Origin of the sequence: Stutzerimonas chloritidismutans AW-1, from assembly GCF_000495915.1 — a bacterium.
GTDB lineage: Bacteria > Pseudomonadota > Gammaproteobacteria > Pseudomonadales > Pseudomonadaceae > Stutzerimonas > Stutzerimonas chloritidismutans.
Window position 1 is genome coordinate 142,098 of record NZ_AOFQ01000005.1, and the last position, 20,044, is coordinate 162,141.

The 20,044-nt window shown below is 62.7% G+C and carries 19 protein-coding genes; 6 read left to right on the forward strand and 13 right to left on the reverse strand.

The window, feature by feature from the left end; all coding sequences use genetic code 11:
- Positions 1-73 precede the first annotated feature (73 nt).
- Positions 74-3,235: a bifunctional proline dehydrogenase/L-glutamate gamma-semialdehyde dehydrogenase PutA gene (gene putA, locus F753_RS27330; protein WP_023443950.1), complete on the reverse strand. Its 3,162-nt coding sequence runs from the start codon at positions 3,233-3,235 to the stop codon at positions 74-76.
- 262 nt (positions 3,236-3,497) lie between these two features.
- A complete protein-coding gene (locus F753_RS27335) occupies positions 3,498-4,253 on the reverse strand; it encodes a helix-turn-helix transcriptional regulator (RefSeq protein WP_023443951.1) in 756 nt (251 codons plus the stop codon).
- Positions 4,254-4,378: 125 nt separating this feature from the next.
- On the opposite strand from F753_RS27335, the gene lon reads away from it, so the two are divergent.
- The 4 genes from lon (at position 4,379) to cmoB (ending at position 9,092) form a co-directional block, all read left to right on the forward strand.
- On the forward strand, positions 4,379-6,766 hold the full coding sequence (gene lon, locus F753_RS27340) for an endopeptidase La (protein ID WP_023443952.1): 2,388 nt from the start codon (positions 4,379-4,381) through the stop codon (positions 6,764-6,766).
- Positions 6,767-6,914: 148 nt separating this feature from the next.
- The gene (locus F753_RS27345; protein WP_023443953.1) at positions 6,915-7,316 is read left to right on the forward strand and encodes a protease inhibitor I42 family protein; all 402 of its coding nucleotides are present in this window, start codon (positions 6,915-6,917) and stop codon (positions 7,314-7,316) included.
- A gap of 73 nt (positions 7,317-7,389) precedes the next feature.
- Complete coding sequence (gene cmoA, locus F753_RS27350; RefSeq protein ID WP_023443954.1) at positions 7,390-8,133, forward strand: carboxy-S-adenosyl-L-methionine synthase CmoA; 744 nt, start codon at positions 7,390-7,392, stop codon at positions 8,131-8,133.
- On the forward strand, positions 8,130-9,092 hold the full coding sequence (cmoB, locus tag F753_RS27355) for a tRNA 5-methoxyuridine(34)/uridine 5-oxyacetic acid(34) synthase CmoB (RefSeq protein ID WP_023443955.1): 963 nt from the start codon (positions 8,130-8,132) through the stop codon (positions 9,090-9,092). Before cmoA ends, cmoB begins: the two co-directional genes overlap by 4 nt.
- A gap of 15 nt (positions 9,093-9,107) precedes the next feature.
- Here cmoB and F753_RS27360 read toward each other — a convergent pair whose 3' ends face one another.
- A complete protein-coding gene (locus tag F753_RS27360; protein WP_023443956.1) occupies positions 9,108-9,395 on the reverse strand; it encodes a hypothetical protein in 288 nt (95 codons plus the stop codon).
- A gap of 132 nt (positions 9,396-9,527) precedes the next feature.
- On the opposite strand from F753_RS27360, the gene F753_RS27365 reads away from it, so the two are divergent.
- Together F753_RS27365 and F753_RS27370 are read left to right on the forward strand one after the other, a co-directional pair.
- Positions 9,528-10,481 carry a LysR substrate-binding domain-containing protein gene (locus tag F753_RS27365; RefSeq protein WP_023443957.1) on the forward strand — a complete coding sequence of 318 codons (954 nt, stop codon included), beginning with the start codon at positions 9,528-9,530 and terminating at the stop codon, positions 10,479-10,481.
- Positions 10,466-10,672, forward strand: coding sequence for a DUF2905 domain-containing protein (locus tag F753_RS27370; RefSeq protein ID WP_023443958.1), 207 nt, complete (start codon positions 10,466-10,468; stop codon positions 10,670-10,672). Before F753_RS27365 ends, F753_RS27370 begins: the two co-directional genes overlap by 16 nt.
- A gap of 134 nt (positions 10,673-10,806) precedes the next feature.
- On the opposite strand, the gene pdxJ is transcribed toward F753_RS27370, so the two are convergent.
- The 10 genes from pdxJ to F753_RS27420 all read right to left on the reverse strand — a co-directional run bounded on the left by pdxJ (position 10,807) and on the right by F753_RS27420 (position 19,988).
- Complete coding sequence (pdxJ, locus tag F753_RS27375) at positions 10,807-11,553, reverse strand: pyridoxine 5'-phosphate synthase (protein ID WP_023443959.1); 747 nt, start codon at positions 11,551-11,553, stop codon at positions 10,807-10,809.
- Positions 11,546-12,235, reverse strand: coding sequence for a DNA repair protein RecO (recO, locus tag F753_RS27380; protein ID WP_023443960.1), 690 nt, complete (start codon positions 12,233-12,235; stop codon positions 11,546-11,548). Before recO ends, pdxJ begins: the two co-directional genes overlap by 8 nt.
- A 48-nt stretch (positions 12,236-12,283) precedes the next feature.
- Positions 12,284-13,195, reverse strand: coding sequence for a GTPase Era (gene era, locus F753_RS27385; protein WP_014819523.1), 912 nt, complete (start codon positions 13,193-13,195; stop codon positions 12,284-12,286).
- Positions 13,188-13,877: a ribonuclease III gene (gene rnc / locus F753_RS27390; RefSeq protein WP_003302298.1), complete on the reverse strand. Its 690-nt coding sequence runs from the start codon at positions 13,875-13,877 to the stop codon at positions 13,188-13,190. The genes era and rnc overlap by 8 nt, the downstream gene beginning before the upstream one ends.
- On the reverse strand, positions 13,874-14,251 hold the full coding sequence (locus F753_RS27395; RefSeq protein ID WP_014819521.1) for a DUF4845 domain-containing protein: 378 nt from the start codon (positions 14,249-14,251) through the stop codon (positions 13,874-13,876). The genes rnc and F753_RS27395 overlap by 4 nt, the downstream gene beginning before the upstream one ends.
- A 92-nt stretch (positions 14,252-14,343) precedes the next feature.
- Complete coding sequence (lepB, locus tag F753_RS27400; protein ID WP_003293584.1) at positions 14,344-15,198, reverse strand: signal peptidase I; 855 nt, start codon at positions 15,196-15,198, stop codon at positions 14,344-14,346.
- Between the two features lies 1 nt (position 15,199).
- Positions 15,200-16,999, reverse strand: a complete 1,800-nt coding sequence (gene lepA / locus F753_RS27405) for a translation elongation factor 4 (protein WP_003293585.1) — start codon at positions 16,997-16,999, stop codon at positions 15,200-15,202.
- 189 nt (positions 17,000-17,188) lie between these two features.
- Positions 17,189-18,604 (reverse strand): DegQ family serine endoprotease, encoded by a 1,416-nt coding sequence (locus F753_RS27410; RefSeq protein ID WP_023443961.1) that lies wholly within the window; start codon positions 18,602-18,604, stop codon positions 17,189-17,191.
- Positions 18,605-18,639: 35 nt separating this feature from the next.
- Positions 18,640-19,092 (reverse strand): SoxR reducing system RseC family protein, encoded by a 453-nt coding sequence (locus F753_RS27415; protein ID WP_014819519.1) that lies wholly within the window; start codon positions 19,090-19,092, stop codon positions 18,640-18,642.
- Complete coding sequence (locus F753_RS27420; protein ID WP_084799356.1) at positions 19,089-19,988, reverse strand: MucB/RseB C-terminal domain-containing protein; 900 nt, start codon at positions 19,986-19,988, stop codon at positions 19,089-19,091. The genes F753_RS27415 and F753_RS27420 overlap by 4 nt, the downstream gene beginning before the upstream one ends.
- Between the last annotated feature and the right edge of the window lie 56 nt (positions 19,989-20,044).

The window sequence follows — 20,044 nt, forward strand, 5'->3', positions numbered from 1 at the left end:
GGCCGGGAGGTTTAGCGTGATGCGCTAGGTGAATGACCAAGGCCATTCACTCGGTGGTACAGCGTGAATGCGTTCAGTCGTCTCCGAGCGACAGCAGCGAGGCGTTGCCGCCCACCGCTGTGGTGTTGGTGGAGGTGGTCCGCTCGTTGGCGAAGCGCAGCACATAGCTGGGGCCGCCCGCCTTCGGACCTGTGCCGGACAGGCCACAGCCGCCGAACGGCTGCACGCCGACCACGGCACCAATCTGGTTGCGATTGACGTAGAGGTTGCCGACCCGCGCCAGTTGCTCGATGCGTTCGGCGGTTTCCTCGTTGCGGCTGTGCACGCCGAGGGTCAGGCCGTAGCCGGTGCCGTTGATCGCCGCCACGACCTTTTCCAGATCCGCCGCGTCGTAGCGCACCACGTGCAGCACGGGCCCGAACTGCTCTTTCTTGAGCTGGTGAATGCCGTCGATCTCGAAGGCCACCGGCGCCACGAAATGACCGTTCAGACCAGCCGGCAATGTCGCCTCGGCGATCAGGCGCCCTTCGCTCTTGAGCTGCTGGATATGCGCCAACAGGCCTTCACGAGCTTCCTGGTCGATCACCGGGCCGATGTCGTTCTCGCGCAGATGGGGCGGGCCGACGTTCAGCTCGGCCATCGCGCCCTTGAGCAGCTCGATCACCCGGTCAGCGATATCACGCTGCACGTAGAGCACGCGCAACGCAGAGCAACGCTGACCGGCGCTGGTGAAGGCGGAGCCGACGGCGTCCTTGATCACCTGCTCGGGCAGCGCGGTGGAATCGACGATCATCGCGTTTTGCCCGCCGGTTTCGGCGATCAGCGTGGCGATCGGGCCTTCCTTCTCGGCCAGCTGGCGGTTGATGATGCGCGCCGTGTCGGTCGAGCCGGTGAAGCACACGCCGACCACCCGCGGATCGCGACAGAACACGCCGCCCAGGGTAGCGCCATCGCCTGGCAGGAAGGCGATTGCCTCTTTCGGCAGGCCGGCTTCGAACATCAGTTCAAGCGCACGCGCAGCGATGAGGCTGGTCTGCTCGGCCGGCTTGGCCAGCACGGTGTTGCCGGCCACCAGTGCCGCGGTGATCTGGCCGAGGTAGATTGCCAGCGGGAAGTTCCACGGGCTGACGCAGACGAACACGCCGCGGCCTTCATGGAACAGCTCGTTACGCTCTCCGGTCGGGCCTTTCAACTCTTCGCGACCGAGCTTCTGCCGCGCCTGCTGAGCGTAGTAACGGCAGAAATCCACCGCCTCGCGTACTTCGTCGATGCCGTCCTGTAGCGACTTGCCGGCTTCCACGGTGCACAGCGCCATCAGCTCGGCGCGGTGCTGCTCCAGCAGATCGCCCAGGCGTTCCAGCACAGCGGCACGGGCTTCCACCGGCGTGGCATTCCAAGTCGGCCAGTAGGCTGCCAGGCGATCGATGGCCTGGCGCGCCTGGTCGGCGCTGGCGAACTGCGCCTGGCCGACAACCTTGTTCAGGTCATAGGGGCAGCGCACGTCGGACGGCGTTCCGGCGAGCCTTTGCCCGCTGATGATCGGCGCAGCCTGCCACTGGCGCTCGAGGAAAGGTTGGTAGGCGCTGGCCAGGTCGTTCCATTGGTTCTGGATATTCATGTTGATCCCTTGGGAGTTCTTGCGATTGCCGAACAGCGCCGGCGGCAGCGGAATGCGGGGGTTGCCCGGTGCGGCGAATCTGCGCAGCTGGCTCACCGGGTGATCGATCAGCGATTCGACCGGCACGCGCGGGTCGACCAGCTGATGAACGAAGGACGAGTTGGCACCGTTCTCCAGCAGGCGGCGCACCAGATAGGGCAGCAGGTCCTTGTGCGCGCCGACCGGGGCGTAGATGCGTACGTTGCGGGCGTACTTCTCGATCACCGTGTCGTACAGGGCATCGCCCATGCCGTGCAGGCGCTGGAACTCGAACTCGCGCGGCTGTGAGATTTCCTCGGCCATGGCCAGGATGCAGCTGACGGTGTGCGCGTTGTGGCTGGCGAACTGCGGGTAGATCACCCCACGGGTGTGCTCGGACAACAGGTAGCGCGCGCAGGCGAGGTAGGAGGTGTCAGTGCCTTCCTTGCGCGTGTAGACGGGGTAGCCGTCCAGGCCCTGGACCTGGCACTGCTTGATCTCACTGTCCCAGTAGGCGCCCTTTACCAGCCGCAGCGGAATGCGTTCGCCAAGCTCACGACCGAGCAGCGTCAACCAGACCAGCACCGGCAGGCAGCGTTTGGAATAAGCCTGGATGACCAGGCCGAACTCACCCCAGCCGGCGATAGCCGGGTCGCGCAGGAGCTTTTCGTACAGTTCCAGCGACAGCTCGAGGCGGTCGGCCTCCTCGGCATCGATGGTGATCCCGACATTGCGCTGACGCGCCAGCACGGCCAGTTCGCGCACACTGGCGAACAGCTCGGTGAGCACGCGCTCGCGCTGGGCGACTTCGTAACGTGGATGCAGCGCCGACAACTTGATCGACACCGACGGACGCGGGCCCTTGCCGACCTGCGGCTCGGCACCGACGGTCTCCACGGCCTGACGATAGTCAGCCATGTACTTGGCGGCGTCCTCGGCAGTCAGCGCCGCTTCACCGAGCATGTCGAAGGAATAGGTGTAGCCCTTCTCGCGCTCGGGACGGCCGTTCTTCAGCGCTTCGGCGATGGTCCGGCCAAGCACGAACTGCTTGCCCATCAGCTTCATCGCCTGGTTCATCGCGCGGCGGATCACCGGCTCACCGGAGCGCTTGAGCAAACGACCGATGACGTTCTTCGGGCGGCCATCGGCAGTTTCCGGATCGACCACCTTGCCGGTCATCACCAGCCCCCAGGCGGCGAAGTTGACCAGCACGTTGTCGCTCTGGCCGAGGTGGCGTTCCCACTCGGCGGCGTTGAGCTTGTCGCGGATCAGCGCGTCAGCCGTGGCGGCATCCGGCACCCGCAGCAGCGCTTCGGCCAGGCACATCAGCATCAGCCCTTCCTGGGTGTCCAGGCTGTACTGGCGCAGCAGCGCATCGAGGGTATCGACGGCATTGTCACGCCCACGCACCGCCTCGATCAGGCTGCGCGCGCGCTCGCGAATGGCGGCAATGCCCGCCTCGCCGGGATCGGCAAGCTGCAACAGTTCGGTGAGATATTGCGCCTCGTCAACGCTGTAGTTCGCGCTGATGGCGGGAAAGAATTCCGCGGCTTTCTGGTTGGCGAAGGCGCCTTCCAGCACGTGACCGGCCTTGAACATGCGCCGCTCCTCTTGTGATTGTGTCTGCTTATAGGTCTAGTCCACGGCCAGGCTGATGGTGCAGCACAAGACGAAGAGCCAGGTCGGGAGACGGAATGTAGGTCTGCAAGACGAGCCGTTCTTGCGCAAAACTACGGAAGTTTTACGAAAAACTACGAAAGCCGGACGCGGAAACGCGGCCGTAATGAAAGCGCACCAGGATGGCGCAGGAATATACCCCTGGTAGCTGAAGAGCCCGAAAACAGGGCAATCAGGAGAAAGCTCAGGAGTCCGACTTGCGCAATCCGCGAGGGGTCAGACCGAGGTAGCGGCGGGTCGCCGTGGTCAATGCGCTCTGGCTGGAGAAACCGCACTCCTCGGCAATCCGCACCAGTGGCAGCGGCGTTTCGCGCAGCAGGCGGGCGGCACGATCGAGGCGGGTCTTGAGCAGGTACTGGTGCGGCGTGAGGCCGACGCAATCCTTGAACTGGGCGTGGAAGTGGCTGGGGCTGAGGCAGACCACCTGGGCCAACTCGGCGACCGTGATGCGTCGCGCCAGGTTGCCCTGAATATGGCTGTCCAGCCGCTGCAGATCGAGCGGTCCGGCCGGGCGCTGAACTGACTCGCCGAACAGTCGCAGGTGCAGTGCCCGCAACAGCACGCCGCCCAGCGCCCGGGCCAGCAGCGGGTCGCTGCCGTAGCGCGCCAGCTCGGCACCGGCGTAGGCCAGCAGGTTCTGGAAATCGGCGTCCAGCGCCGGGTAGCGTGGCGCTTCGAACAGGCGGGCCAGCAGCTCGGGGTCCTCGGTGCCGACATCCTGCTCGTCGAGATCGATGATCAGCATGCGGTTGTCGCCCATGCCGGCGAAGCCGTGGTCGGCATCGCCCGGCACCAGACAGGCGCGCATCCGGCAGACTTCGCCACCCGAGCCATTGACCTCGAATTCCGCGCGTCCAGAAAGCGACATCACCAGCTGGTGATAGTCGTGGGCGTGCTGGTGAGTCTGGTCATCCAGGCGAAGCAGACGGGCGTTGAGCATGATGGGCACCTGTGCGTGCAAACACTGTACCGAAGCCTGCATGAAGTGCCCACCCCCATGCGACGGGATTGAAATCATCCGGGCCACCACCCATCTAAGGTGCACGTATTCGCAACGGGTGCCGCATGAACGACGACGTCAATCAGGATCATATCGAGCAGGAAATCATCTCCTCCAACGGTCTCGTACTGCCCGATCAACAGCAGCCGGACAAGCTCTACATCATCCCGGTGCACAACCGACCTTTCTTCCCGGCGCAGGTGTTGCCGGTGATCGTCAACGAAGATCCCTGGGCCGAGACCCTGGATCGCGTGGCGAAGACGCCGCACCAGCGCGTGGCACTGTTCTTCGTCGACTCGCCGGTGCTGGACATGGCCACCTTCGACCCGGACAGCCTGCCGGAGCACGGCACCATGGTCCGCGTGCATCACGCCTCGCAGGAGGGCGGCAAGCTGCAGTTCGTCGCCCAGGGCCTGGCGCGGGTGCGCATCCGCGGCTGGCTGCGGCGCAAACCACCGTATCTGGTGGAAGTCGATTACCCGAAAAGCGATGACGACCCGCGCGACGAGGTGAAGGCCTACGGCATGGCACTGATCAACGCGATCAAGGAGCTCCTGCCGCTCAACCCGCTGTACAGCGAAGAACTGAAGAACTACCTGAACCGATTCAGCCCCAACGATCCCTCGCCGCTGTCGGACTTCGCCGCCGCGCTGACCACCGCGCCTGGCGTGGAGCTGCAGGAAGTGCTGGATACCGTGCCAGTGCTCAAGCGCATGGAGAAGGTGTTGCCGCTGCTGCGCAAGGAAGTGGAAGTCGCCAGGCTGCAGAAGGAACTGACCGGCGAGGTCAACCGCAAGATCGGCGAGCGCCAGCGTGAGTTCTTCCTCAAGGAACAGCTGAAGATCATCCAGCGCGAGCTGGGCATCACCAAGGACGACAAGAGCGCCGACGCCGACGAGTTCCGCGCCCGTCTTGAGGGCAAGGTGGTGCCACCCGCCGCGCAGAAGCGAATCGACGAGGAACTGAACAAGCTGTCGATCCTCGAGACCGGCTCACCGGAATATGCCGTCACCCGCAACTACCTGGACTGGGCCACCGCCCTGCCCTGGGGCGTGTTCGGCCAGGACAAGCTCGACCTCAAACGCGCGCGCAAGGTGCTGGACAAGCATCACGCCGGCCTCGACGACATCAAGAACCGCATCCTCGAATTCCTCGCCGTCGGCGCCTTCAAAGGCGAGATCGCCGGCTCCATCGTGCTGCTGGTCGGCCCACCGGGCGTGGGCAAGACCAGCATCGGCAAGTCCATCGCCGAATCCCTCGGCCGGCCGTTCTATCGTTTCAGCGTCGGCGGCATGCGCGACGAAGCGGAGATCAAGGGTCACCGTCGTACCTACATCGGCGCCCTGCCCGGCAAGCTGGTGCAGGCGCTCAAGGATGTCGAGGTGATGAACCCGGTGATCATGCTCGACGAGATCGACAAGCTCAGCAGCAGCTACCAGGGCGATCCGGCCTCCGCGCTGCTGGAGACGCTGGACCCGGAACAGAACGTCGAATTCCTCGACCATTACCTGGACCTGCGCCTGGACCTGTCCAAGGTGCTGTTCGTCTGCACAGCAAACACCCTGGACTCGATTCCCGGTCCGCTGCTCGACCGCATGGAGGTGATCCGCCTGTCCGGCTACATCGCCGAGGAGAAGCTGGCCATCGCCAAGCGTCACCTGTGGCCCAAGCTGCTGAACAAGACCGGCGTACCCAAGCAGCGCCTAGCCATCAGCGACAGCGCCATGAAAGCGGTGATCGAAGGCTATGCCCGCGAAGCAGGTGTGCGTCAGCTGGAGAAGCAGCTGGGCAAGCTGGTGCGCAAGGCAGTGGTGCAGCTGCTGGAAGACCCCCAAGCGGTGCTGAAGATCACGCCGAAGGACCTGGAAAGCTACCTCGGCAAACCGGTATTCCGCAGCGAACAGGTGCTCTCCGGCGTCGGCGTAATCACAGGCCTCGCCTGGACCAGCATGGGCGGCGCCCCCCTGCCGATCGAGGCCACGCGCATCCACACGCTGAACCGCGGCTTCAAGCTCACCGGCAAGCTCGGTGACGTGATGAAGGAATCGGCGGAGATCGCCTACAGCTACATCAGCTCGAACCTGAAAACCTTCAAGGGCGACCCGGAGTTCTTCGACCAGGCCTTCGTGCACCTGCACGTGCCGGAAGGCGCGACGCCCAAGGACGGCCCCAGCGCCGGCATCACCATGGCCAGCGCGCTGCTCTCGCTGGCGCGCAACCAGCCGCCGAAGAAAGGCGTGGCCATGACCGGCGAGCTGACGCTGACCGGTCACGTATTGCCGATCGGCGGAGTGCGCGAGAAGGTGATTGCGGCGCGGCGGCAGAAGATCTTCGAGCTGATCCTGCCGGAAGCCAACCGCGGCGACTTCGAAGAGTTGCCCGACTACCTCAAGGAAGGCCTGACGGTGCATTTCGCCAAACGCTTCGCCGATGTGGCCAAGGTGCTGTTCTGACGCGGGACAAGATGCAGACCAGCGGTAGTCGAGGGGTGGAAGTCGCGCTGCACTTCCACCCCTCGCAGCGGGCGCAGACCGAGTGCGCGCCTGCGACCAGGCTCTTTTGGGCTATCCTTCCCAACTCATTTTCCGACCGGTGCCGATCATGCCTTTCGACATCCCTCGTCTGTTGCTGCCCGCCAGCGTCGCCCTGCTCGCCGCCTGCGCAAGCAACGACAAGGCGCCCTCCAGCGTCGTGCTCAGCGACGACAACCGCTGCCCGCAAACGCTGCAGAGCGGCCAGCAACTCATCGTCAGCCTGCCGAGCAACCCGACCACCGGCTATCGCTGGATTCTGCACGAAGCAGCCGCGGAGCAATTGCGCAGCCTCGGCCCCGAGGTGTTCAGCAATCCGAAGGCCGACATGATCGGCGGGGATGGCCTGTCGACCTGGCGCTTCGAGGCACAGGAGTCCGGCAGCGGCAGGCTGTACCTTACCTATCAACGTCCGTGGGAGGCCGACGCCGAGCCAGCGGGCATGTTCGATTGCCGTATCGAGGTACGCTGAGTCGGGCGGAGCCCGCGGCGAGCGTGGTTTCGGCTACAATGCCGCCCCGTTTTCACACACGCCGCCCGACACCGTGAGTCACGATCCCGACCGCCTGTTCGCCCAGCCCCTGCCCCGCATTCAGGACTTCGTCTTTAACGAGGACGTGGTGCGGGTGTTTCCCGACATGATCAAGCGCTCTGTGCCCGGTTATCCGACCATCGTCGAGAACATCGGCGTGATCGCCGCCCAATTCGCAAAGCCGCATACTCATCTGTACGACCTCGGCTGCTCGCTGGGCGCGGTGACCCAGGCGTTGCGACGTCACGTAACTGCCGACAACTGCCAGGTCGTCGCCGTGGATAACTCCGCGGCAATGGTCAAGCGCTGCCGCGAATACCTCCACGGGCAGGACTCGATGTTTCAGGAACTGCTGCCGGTCGACGTCATCGAGGGCGACATCCTGGCTCTGCAGTTCCAGCCCAGCTCGCTGGTGGCGCTGAACTTCACCCTGCAGTTCATCGCACCGGAACAGCGCCCGGCGCTGCTCGGCCGCATTCACCAGGCGCTGGTGCCCGGTGGTGCGCTGATCCTATCGGAGAAGCTGCGCTTCGAAGATGAAGACGAGCAACAGTTGCTGACCGACCTGCACATCGCCTTCAAGCGCGCCAATGGCTACAGCGAACTGGAAATCGCCCAAAAACGCAGCGCCATCGAGAACGTGATGAAGCCCGACAGCCTGGAGACCCATCGCCAACGGCTGCTGGATGCCGGCTTTTCCAAGGTCGTGCCCTGGTTCCAGTGCCTGAATTTCGCTTCGCTGATCGCCCTGCCATGAACCTCGACCTCACTCCCCTTGCCTGGCGCCTGGCCGGCACCCCGCTGGCCGCCTGGGCCAACGGCGTTCAGCAGCAGCTGGATGCCAAACTCGCGGTCGGTCACGGCGATCTGCCGCGCTGGCGGCGTGCCGTCGATGCACTGCCTGCTCTAGCGCCCGTACAGGTCGAACTGCGTGACAGCTTCCGCCTCGACGCGACCTGTGACGACGCCACGCGCCAGGCCACCCATGATGCGTTGATGGGGCTCTCGCCATGGCGCAAGGGGCCGTTCGACGTGTTCGGTGTGCATGTCGATACAGAGTGGCGCTCGGACTGGAAGTGGGACCGGGTTGCGCCGCACCTGAATCTGGCCGGCAAACGCATCCTCGACGTCGGTTGCGGCAACGGCTACTACATGTGGCGCATGCTCGGTGCCGGCGCCGACAGCGTGGTCGGGGTCGACCCGAACTGGCTGTTCTTCTGCCAATTCCATGCGATGAAGCGCTACCTGCAGGAGCTGCCGGTCTGGCATCTGCCGTTCGCCCTGGAAGAACTGCCGGCCAGGCTCGAAGGCTTCGAGACGGTGTTCTCCATGGGCGTGCTCTACCATCGCCGCTCGCCGGTCGACCATCTGCTCGACCTCAAGGACTGCCTGGTACGCGGCGGCGAACTGGTGCTAGAGACCCTGGTGGTGGAAGGCGACGAAAATACCGCACTGGTGCCGGAAGACCGCTATGCGCAGATGCGCAACGTCTGGTTCTTGCCCTCGGTGAAGGCGCTGGAATGCTGGTTGCGCCGCGCCGGCTTTGTCGACGTGCGCTGCGTGGATGTCAGCGTGACCAGCATTGAGGAACAGCGCAGCACCGACTGGATGCGCTACCAGTCGTTGCCCGACTTCCTCGACCCGCAAGACCACGGCAAAACGGTCGAAGGCCTGCCGGCCCCCATGCGCGCCGTGCTCCTCGCCCGCAAGCCCTGACAGTAGGTTGGCCGCTCAGCGAGCGTGGCGCGCAGGGCATCGACGCTTGCGCCGCTGCGCTACCAACTGGCGCAACGGCGCCTGAGCCATTTTACTGAGCCGGCGCCGATCCAGATCGCGCGACGCCAACTGTCGATCATCCAGCTTCAGCAGTCGCCGATACAGGCGCCGCTGCCGCCAGGCGCGAAACCAGTCATGCAGGCTGCGCTGCAGATCCAGCGGCCACATGGCCGGCATGTAGAAGTCCGGCAACTGCGGCTCGGATTGTTGTCGTACACGCGTATCGCGTCGTTCACCAGGCATGCTCACCTCCGCTTCGCTCGCGGTGGCCACGGGCTGTGGCGCCACCGGTTGCCTACAGGATGAGCGGGCATCAGTCGTTCAAACAAACGACTAATATGAAAGCCTGTGTTCAGAAAAACTGAAGCCTCTCTTATGTCCGAGCCGCTTGAGCAATCCACTATCCCTTCGACGCCCCTGCTGGAAAGCGATGTCCTGCGCACCTTCGTTGCTATTGCCGAAAGCGGCAGTTTCACTCGCGCCGCCGGACAGATCTATCGCAGTACCTCGGCGGTCAGCATGCAGATCAAGCGGCTGGAAGAAACCCTCGGGCGCTCCCTGTTCGTCCGTGAGGCGCGGCAGGTGCGCCTGACACCGGCAGGCGAGACGCTGCTCGGCTATGCCCGACGCCTGCTCAAACTCAACGAAGAAGCCATTGCGCACTTCCTCCAGCCAGCGCTGCAGGGTCGCGTGCGCTTCGGAACGCCGGCGGATGTCGGGACGCGCATTCTGCCCGGCCTGCTGGCGTTGTTCGCCCGCAGCCATCCCGGAGTCGAAGTGGATGTGTCGGTCGCACGCAGCATCGATATGATCGAGCGCATTGACGCAGGCGAACTGGACCTCGCCCTGGTCACCGTCGGCAATCTTGGCCAGGACGATTCGCGAGGCGAGCCGATTCATAGCGAACCGCTGGTCTGGGCCGGTCGCACCGGTGGTGTCGCCGCGCTGCGCACGCCGCTGCCGCTGGCGCTGGCCAGCCCTGATTGCGCCTGGCGGCGACAGGCACTGGATGCACTCGACCGCATCGGCCGCAGCTACCGAGTGGCCTACTCCAGCGAACAGACTTCGGGACAGGAGGCCGCGATGATTGCCGATCTCGCCATCGCGCCCTATCCATCAAGCCTGATTCGCCCGCCCCTGCAGCGTCTCGATGGGCAGTATGGGTTACCACAACTGGGCGAGTATCAGATCAAGCTGCTACGTGGCAGCAATCGCAGCGAAGCCGTTGAGGTGCTGGCCGCACAGGTGATCGCCGCCTTTGTCGAATACCGCACACGACCGGCGAAGCGAACGGAGCGAAACGAGGAGATCAAATGGCACGCTGGTTGATCGTGGCGGGCGCTGCGCTGCTACTGCTCGGCATCGCTTGGCACTACTTCCCATGGCTGCTGAACTGGTTCGGTCGATTGCCCGGCGACATCCGCATCGAGTCCGAACGCAGCCAGGCGTTCATCCCGATCACCTCGATGGTGATCCTCAGCGTGGTGTTGACCGTACTGATCAACCTGCTGCGCCGCTGAGGGCTCTGCAGGTTGAGTACGGCGCCCCCCGCACTAGCGTGGGAGCGGGCTTGCCAGCGGATGACACCCGGCGCTACCTCACCAATCGGAGTCTGCCCGCCGCTGTCATCGCGGCTGAAACACTCCCGATTCTTTCAGCCCCGCGTCGCCGCACTCAGGATCAGATGCTTCATTTCCTTGACAGCCTGCTTGAAGCCGACGAACAGCGCATGGGCAACGATGGCATGGCCGATATTCAGCTCGTTGACGCCTCGGATCGCCGCGATGGCTTCGGCGTTGTGGTAATGCAGGCCATGGCCGGCGTTGACGATCAGGCCGTGACTCAGACCGGCCTCGACACCGTCGCGAATGCGCGCGAGCTCGCAGGCCCGCTCGGCAACGCCGTGGGCATCGGCGTAGCGCCCGGTGTGCAACTCAATAGCCGGTGCGCCGACACGTGCGGCCGCCTCGATCTGCCGCGGGTCGGCATCGATGAACAGCGAGACTTCCGCACCGCAGCCACGTAGACGCTCGACGGCCTCACGAATGCGTGCTTCCTGCCCGAGCACGTCCAGCCCACCCTCGGTAGTCAGCTCCTGACGCGTTTCCGGGACCAGGCACACGTGCTCCGGACACAGCTGCTCGGCGAATGCGAGCATCGCCTCGGTGACCCCCATCTCGAAGTTCATCCTCGTCTGCAGCGCGTCCTTCATCATCAGCAGATCGCGTTCCTGGATATGCCGGCGATCCTCGCGCAGGTGCACGGTGATGCCATCGGCGCCGGCCTCTTCCGCATCCAGCGCAGCCTTGACCGGGTCCGGATAGCGGGTGCCGCGGGCCTGACGCAGTGTGGCGACGTGGTCGACGTTGACGCCGAGCAGAATTCGATTGGCTTCAGTCACGCGGGGCCTCCTTCAGATTCATGAACAATTCGCGGCTGACCAGCGGTCGACCGCCCAGATGGGGAGCCAGGGCCTGGCGCATCAGCCGCTTGGCCGCGGCCAGCGCCCCCGGAACCTGCCAATCGGCCTCGGCCATGGCCAATAGTTCCGCGCCGTTGAACAGCCCCGGCTGAAATCCCGCGACCGGCTCCAGGCCGGCGTCGGGCAGTAGGTGATAGAGCCGCTGCGGGACAATCGGCTGGCCGGCGATGTCCACATCGAGGGCAAAACCATAGCCCAACTCGCTGAGCAGCCGCCATTCAAAGGCACGCAGCAGCGGCTCCAGCGGCCGATGTGCGGCCAGGGCCGGCAGTGTCGCGACGTAATGATCGAATAGCGCGGGGTGCGCGTCTTCGGCAGGCAGCAGGCGAATCAGCAATTCGTTGAGGTACATGCCGCTGAACAGCGCCTGGCCATCGAGCCAGTGCGCAGGGCCGGCGCTTTCGAGACGGGCAACGGTCTTCAGCTCGGACTTGCCGCGCAGCTCGACTTCCAGCGATACGAAGGGGCGGATCAGACTGCCGGCCTTACCACGCGCGGCACGCATGACGGCACGCAGCCGGCCCTGCGGGGTGAACAGGTCGACCAGCGCGCTGCTTTCCTTGTATGGGCGACTGTGCAGAACGAACGCAGGTTGGTGCATGGCAGCCCAGAAGGTGCGCGATGCGCACCATTGATTGTGGGTCGGCGCTTACTGGTAACCCAGCGAATGCAGCGCACGCTCATCGTCGGACCAGCCACCCTTCACCTTGACCCACAGGTGCAGCATGACCTTGGAATCGAACAGCACTTCCATATCCTTGCGCGCTTCCTGGCCGATACGTTTGATGCGCTCGCCCTTGTCGCCGATGATGATCTTCTTCTGCCCGTCACGCTCGACCAGAATCAGCGCATGGATGTGCAACACGCGGCCTTCCTGCTTGAAGTCCTCGATCTCCACGGTGATCTGGTAAGGCACCTCGGCGCCAAGCTGTCGCATGATCTTCTCGCGCACCAGCTCGGCGGCGAGGAAACGACTGCTGCGATCGGTGATCTGGTCCTCCGGGAAGAAGTGCTCACTCTCGGGCAGACGATCGGCGACCAGTTTTTCCAGCGTTTCCAGGTTCTGTCCGTGCTGCGCCGAAATCGGCACGATCTCCGCGTTCGGCAGCTGCTCGGCCAGCCAGCGCAGATGCGGCAACAGCTCGGCCTTGTCCTCGACACGGTCGGTCTTGTTGACCGCAACGATCAACGGTCCGGTAACGTACTGCACACGCTCGAGCACAGCCTGGTCTTCGTCGGTCCAGCGGGTGCGGTCGACGACGAAGATCACCACGTCGACATCCTTCAATGCCGAGGCAGCAGTGCGGTTCATGTAGCGGTTGAGCGCCGTCTCGCCATTCTTGTGCAGCCCCGGCGTGTCCACATAGACGGCCTGAACGCTGCCCTCGGTCTTGATGCCGAGCATGTTATGCCGCGTCGTCTGCGGCTTGCGCGAGGTGATCGCCAGCTTCTGGCCAAGGATGTGGTTGAGCAGCGTCGACTTGCCGACGTTCGGCCGGCCGACGATCGCCACGTAACCGCAACGGCTGACGTCTTCGGATTGCAGCTGTTCGTCAGTCATGTCCGTTCTCCACGCCCAAGGCGATCAATGCGGCTGCCGCGGCAACCTGCTCGGCAATTCGGCGGCTAGCGCCCTGCCCGTGGGTTTTCTCGTTCAGCAAAGCGACCTGACATTCGACGAAGAAGGTGCGGCAATGCGGTTCGCCTTGAATATCCACCACCTCGTAACGCGGCAGCTCACAGGCACGCGATTGCAGAAATTCCTGCAGCCGGGTCTTCGGGTCCTTGTTGGTATCGACCAGCGTCAGGCCTTGCAGCTCGTTGGCCAACCAGGCGACGACCCGCTCGCGAGCAACGTCCATGCCCGCGTCCAGATAAATGGCACCGATCAGCGCTTCGAGGGTGTCGGCCAGGATAGATTCGCGGCGGTAACCGCCGCTCTTGAGCTCACCGGAGCCCAGGCGCAAATATTCGCCGAGCTCGAATCCACGCGCCAGCACCGCCAGCGTCTCGCCCTTGACCAGACGGGCGCGCAGACGCGACAGCTGCCCCTCACGGGCTTGCGGAAAATGATTGAACAGCGCCTCACCGGCAACGAAGTTGAGAATGGCGTCGCCGAGAAACTCCAGACGCTCGTTGTTGCGTCCGGCATAGCTACGATGGGTCAGGGCCAGGAGCATCAGCTCCTGATCCTTGAATTGATAACCGAGCCTGCGCTCGAGACGGGCTAACGAAGTGCTCACGGCATCCTTAGGCGATATTCTTTATCGAAGTTCGCCACCAGATCGAGATTGCGGATCAGCGGCTCGCGTTTTTCGTATTTCAGGTGCGCCCTGAATTCGTTGTTCTGGATCTCGACCTTCAGCGCTTCCTTCAGGTCGATGTTCCGGATGCCGTTTACCTGCATCCCCTTGCTGACATGACTATAGAACTCCCCGACGCTCTGAATCTCAAGCGCTTCGTCGGTTTCCACGGACTGGATGATCTTGTCCATGGACATGTAATCGAAGTAATGCGGGAACATTTTAAATCCCGTGCTGGCCACAAACGCCACGATTGCCAGGACCATGATCCAGCTCAGCATGGACAGCCCTTTTTGCGAACGCGCAAAACTCATGTCGACCTCTATGTCGTTACGATACCCACCGATCGGGGCAGGACAAATATAGCGAGCCCGGTTCGCTCAGCGACGGCCGCAATTCACAGCTTTCAGTGAATCAGGCCCACGCGGGAGAAATTCGGCAGATTGCTGAGCTTCGGATCAGGCCAGCTCATCCAGACGGCGAACGCCTTGCCGACGATGTTACGGTCCGGGACCATGCCAGCCAGCTCCGCGGGAATCGACTCGTCCTGCCAATAGCGGCTGTCATTCGAGTTATCGCGATTATCGCCCATCATGAAGTAGTGCTCAGCCGGCACGGTCCACTGGCGGCTCGGCTCGATGCGATAGCGGCCCATTTCCTTGCGAATCAGGTGCTCCATCTCGCCCAGCTTTTCCCGATACAGCACGGCGCTGCCCAAGCTGCCCGGCTCCTCGCCGACCAGTGTCTCGGCAACCGGCTGATCGTTGATGAACAGCCGACGATCGCTGCTGTAACGCACAGTGTCGCCAGGCAGGCCGACGACCCGTTTGATGTAGTTGATGCTCGGTTGATTCGGATAGCGGAACACCATGACGTCGCCACGCTTCGGGTCGCTGACTTCGATCACCTTGGTATCCACTACCGGCAGACGGATGCCGTAGGCGAACTTGTTCACCAGAATGAAATCGCCAACTTCCAACGTGGGGATCATCGAGCCGGAGGGAATCTGGAACGGCTCGACCAGGAACGAGCGCAGCACCAGCACGATGGCCAGCACCGGGAAGAACGACTTGCCGTACTCGATCAGCACCGGCTCCTTGTTCAATGCCTCAAGGGTCGATGGATCGATTTCCCCGGTGCGCCCTTCGTAGTTGGCGATCGCAGCCCGGCGGCGGGGGGCGAAGAACAACAGGTCGCTCAGCGCCAACAGGCCGCAGACAGCCACGGCGATAACCAGCAACAACGGGAAATTGATCGACATATCAGCTGTCCACCTTCAGCACGGCGAGGAACGCCTCCTGCGGGATTTCGACGTTGCCTACCTGCTTCATGCGCTTCTTACCGGCTTTCTGCTTTTCCAGCAGCTTGCGCTTACGGCTCACATCGCCGCCGTAGCATTTGGCCAGAACGTTCTTGCGCAACGCCTTGACCGTACTGCGGGCAACGATCTGGCCCCCGATGGCCGCCTGAATCGCCACATCGAACATCTGACGCGGGATAAGCTCCTTCATCTTCTCGACTAGGATGCGGCCCTTGTAGTGGGCATTGTCGCGGTGGACGATCAGTGCCAACGCGTCGACCTTATCGCCGTTGATGAGGATATCCAGGCGCGTCAGGTTGGCCGACTGGAAGCATTCGAAGCTGTAGTCCAGCGAGGCGTAACCGCGGCTGCACGATTTCAAGCGATCGAAGAAGTCCAGCACCACCTCGCTCATCGGCAGGTCGTAACGCACCTGCACCTGACTGCCGAGGAACTGCAGGTCGCGCTGCACGCCGCGCTTCTCGATGCATAGCGTGATGACGTTGCCCAGGTGTTCCTGGGGCACGAGGATGTTGGCGCGCACGATCGGCTCGCGCATGTCCTCGACGGAGGACATGTCGGGCAGCTTCGAAGGGCTGTCGACGTAGATGGTGTCGCCGTTCTTCAACAGCAACTCGTAAACAACCGTCGGCGCGGTGGTGATCAGATCCAGGTCGTACTCGCGCTCGAGGCGCTCCTGAATGATCTCCATATGCAGCATGCCGAGGAAGCCGATACGGAAGCCGAAGCCCAACGCGTCGGAGCTTTCCGGTTCGTATTGCAACGCGGCATCGTTAAGGGTCAGCTTCTGCAGCGCTTCGCGAAAATCCTCGAAGTCGTCCGAACTGACCGGGAACAGACCGGCATAGACCTGCGGCTTGACGCGTTTGAAACCGGGCAACATCTCCACGTCCGGCGTGCTCGACAGTGTCAGCGTGTCTCCCACTGGAGCGCCGAGAATGTCCTTGATGCCGGCGATGATGAAGCCCACCTCGCCAGCCTTGAGGTCTGCCGTGGCGGTGTGCTTGGGGTTGAACACGCCGACACTGTCCACCTGGTGGACCTTGCCAGTGGATTTCACCAGCACCTTGTCGCCCTTCTTGATACGACCGTGGCGAACCCGTACCAGCGATACGACGCCCAGATAGTTGTCGAACCATGAGTCGATGATCAACGCCTGCAACGGCGCCTCGACATCGCCAGTCGGCGGCGGGATCACGGCGACCAGGCGCTCGAGCACCTCGTCCACGCCCATGCCGCTCTTGGCGCTGCAGGCCACCGCGTCGGTCGCATCGATGCCGATGATGTGCTCGATCTCTTCCTTGACCTTGTCCGGATCGGCCTGTGGCAGGTCCATCTTGTTCAGCACCGGCATCACTTCCAGGCCCTGTTCGATCGCCGTGTAGCAGTTGGCTACCGATTGCGCCTCGACGCCCTGGCCAGCATCGACTACCAGCAGCGCACCCTCGCACGCGGCCAGCGAGCGACTGACTTCATAGGTGAAGTCGACGTGGCCGGGCGTATCGATGAAATTCAACTGGTAGGTCTTGCCGTCGCGCGCGGTGTAATAAAGCGTGACGCTGTGGGCTTTGATGGTGATGCCGCGCTCGCGCTCGAGATCCATCGAATCCAGCACCTGGGCTTCCATTTCACGCTCGGTCAGACCACCACACATCTGGATAAAACGGTCTGCCAGGGTCGACTTGCCGTGATCGATATGGGCGATGATGGAAAAATTGCGGATATGACTCAGGTCACTCACAGCTCAACACTCGGAATAGTCGCGGGCCGATTGCCCGCCGAAAATAGCCGCGAAGTGTAACTGATCAACCCTTGCAGTGCCACGCACAAGCCATCCGCAGCTGATGAGCAACGCAACGGACGTACTGTTACGTCTTGAAAATGAAAAAGGGCGGTAATAACCGCCCTTCCAGATTCACCAGCCAGCGTCTTATTCAGCGAGCTTGAAAGTAATGAAACTCGCACGCCCCTGGCGCAGAACTCGCATCGAAACAGATCGATTCTTCGGCAACTGCTCAGCCACTCGAGCAAATGTTGCCGCCGAATTGATCGCCTGATTATTCAGATGGGTGATGACATCGCCCGGGCGCAGCCCAATCATCGCAGCCGGCCCGTTGAGAATCTCAGTGATCACCACGCCGCCCGGTAAATCCAGGCTCTTCTTCTGCTCATCGGTCAGCTCAGTGACTTTTACACCCAGGCGGTTATCGCTGCGTTCCTGGCCGCCACCAGAGGCTGCCACGGATTCGCCCTCTTCCGGCATGGCGCCGATCTTGACGTCGAGCATCTTGCGATCACCGTCGCGAACCACTTCCATTCGTGCGGAGCTGCCAGGCTTGAGTGCTCCGACCAAATGAGGCAGATCAGCAGACATGACAATCGGCTTGTCGTTGAGGCTCAGAATCACATCACCGACACGCAGGCCACCGCGCGCTGCCGGACCGCCATCCATAACCTGAGCCACCAGGGCACCCGCTGGACGCTCAAGACCAAAAGACTCAGCCAGGTCCTTGTTGACTTCCTGGATGACCACGCCAAGCCAGCCCCGACTCACCTTGCCTTCGGTTCGCAGCTGATTGGCAACATCCATTGCCACATCGATCGGAATGGCGAAGGACAGCCCCATGAAGCCACCGGAGCGCGTGAATATCTGCGAGTTGATGCCAATCACCTCACCGTCGAGGTTAAACAGCGGACCACCGGAATTACCCGGGTTGATTGCCACGTCGGTCTGAATGAACGGCACGTAGCTCTCATTGGGCAAGCTGCGGCCAGTCGCACTGACAATGCCGGCGGTCACCGTATGATCGAAACCAAACGGCGAGCCAATGGCGAGCACCCACTCCCCTGCTTTCAGCTCATCAGAACGGCCAATCTTGACGGTCGGTAGTCCCTTGCCCTCGACCTTCAGCACCGCCACGTCGGAGCGCGGATCGGCACCGATAAGCTTGGCTTCCAGCTCGCTTCGATCCGGCAGACGAACGATGATTTCGTCGGCATCCGCGACCACGTGATTGTTGGTCAGGACATAACCGTCTTCGGAAATGATGAAACCCGAACCGAGCGACTGCGCTTCACGCTGCTGGCCGCGACCCGGGGCGCCCGGCATCTGTGGGATGCTGTGTTCGAAGAACTCGCGAAAAATCGGCGGCAGCCCTTCGAGTTCCGGCATCTGCGCAGTCGCACCGCGGCTCTGCACCTTCTGCTTGGTGCTGATATTGACTACCGCTGGCGAGGCACTTTCGACCAGCGGCGTGAAATCAGGCAATTCCGCCTGGGCAACGACAGCATGGCCCAGCAATGCCAGGCCCGCCACGAAGGCGAAGCAGCTGTTTCGATTGAACATGACTACAAGTCTCCCCACTGACAAAACAAGGAAGCTCAGGGACTCGCAGGCCCCGCGAGCATGGCGCGCAAAACCACCGGCTGCAGATTCGGGTCAGCTGCGGTACGGCGGCTTCGCATACGCACGAATAGCCACGAAATGAAGAAGCCCCCGAGACCTGCCAGAATAACGATCGGCTCACGCGTCGACAGCTGAGCGGCCAGCGAAGCGGCCGCCATCAGCACGATAAGAGGGAGAAGATAGACAAGGACGGCACCGCGCAGCAACACGTCCTCGCGGATGCCCACAACGACACCGTCACCGACCTGCAGGTGGAGATCGCAGAGCGCCCTGATGAGGCCGCGCTGTTCGCGAACACCGAGGGTATCCATCAAGCCTTGGCCACAGCCACTCTTCGCGGAACAGCCAGAGCAGGTAGTTTTGCGCCGAGTCTCGACCCAAACAGCGCCGACATCCAGCGCGACTACCCGCCCAGGCTCTTCGATCATCGTTGTGCCTGTTCCGAACTGGCTCGCATGGACAGGGCAACCCGCTCAGCCGTACCAAGTGGAATCTCGCCCACCACGGTCACCATGACATCGCCATCCGCAGTACTGATGCGCTTAGAGACCGCGACGGTAGGCCCCATCTGGCTTCGCGCGTCCTCAACCAAGGCGCCGCGCAGCGGCTCCAGAAACACGGAAAACTTCGCCAGGCCATCACCGTAGGACAACCAGGAAACAGTTTCGGAAGAGGCGGGACTAGGTCGTTCGTTGGCATCCAAAAGCGTGAAGCCGGAAGGCAACCAGTCGGAGCGCCAGGGCGATGTTGGATTCGCCTCGCGCCGGTTCACGGTCACTGGATTGCAATCAGCGCCGGGCTTCAGTTGCTCGGCAGATACACTGCCAGCCGTGAACTGGGTGAATTGGAAACGCTCGAGCAGCTGCCCTTTCTCGTTCAGCATCAACGACTTGAGGGGCAATGCGGTATCTTGGTCGAGATGCAGTTCGAAGCCGTAACGGTGCTGGTCCTTCGGCACGACAGCCAGCGCCACGGCAGGGCGGCCAGCAACTCGTGAATCCCCGATCTCACGGAATTCGTACCACTCGGAGAGTGCTTTCGGATCGAGACGCTGCCCGTGCCAGGCTTGCGCTTCACGCACTTGCGCCGCCAGGTCATCGGTAGCGCATTGCATCTGACCATTTACCAGCAGAACTTCAGCCGGAGCTCCGTCAAGCTGAAGCAATCGCTCCTGCACGTGACCTTCTTCGACCTGCTGCCAAACGGCATGACTGGAAAAGCTGCCATTGCGTTCGTAGACGAACGTACCGGTATAACTCTGTTTCTGCTCTGCCGCCGCAAGTCGCTCCATCCAGGACCCGGCATCAGCAGCAAGGGCCGGCATCGATAGCAGGCCGTTGAAAAAAGCCAGAGCCCGCGTGGCTCTGGCAAAATGGCGGC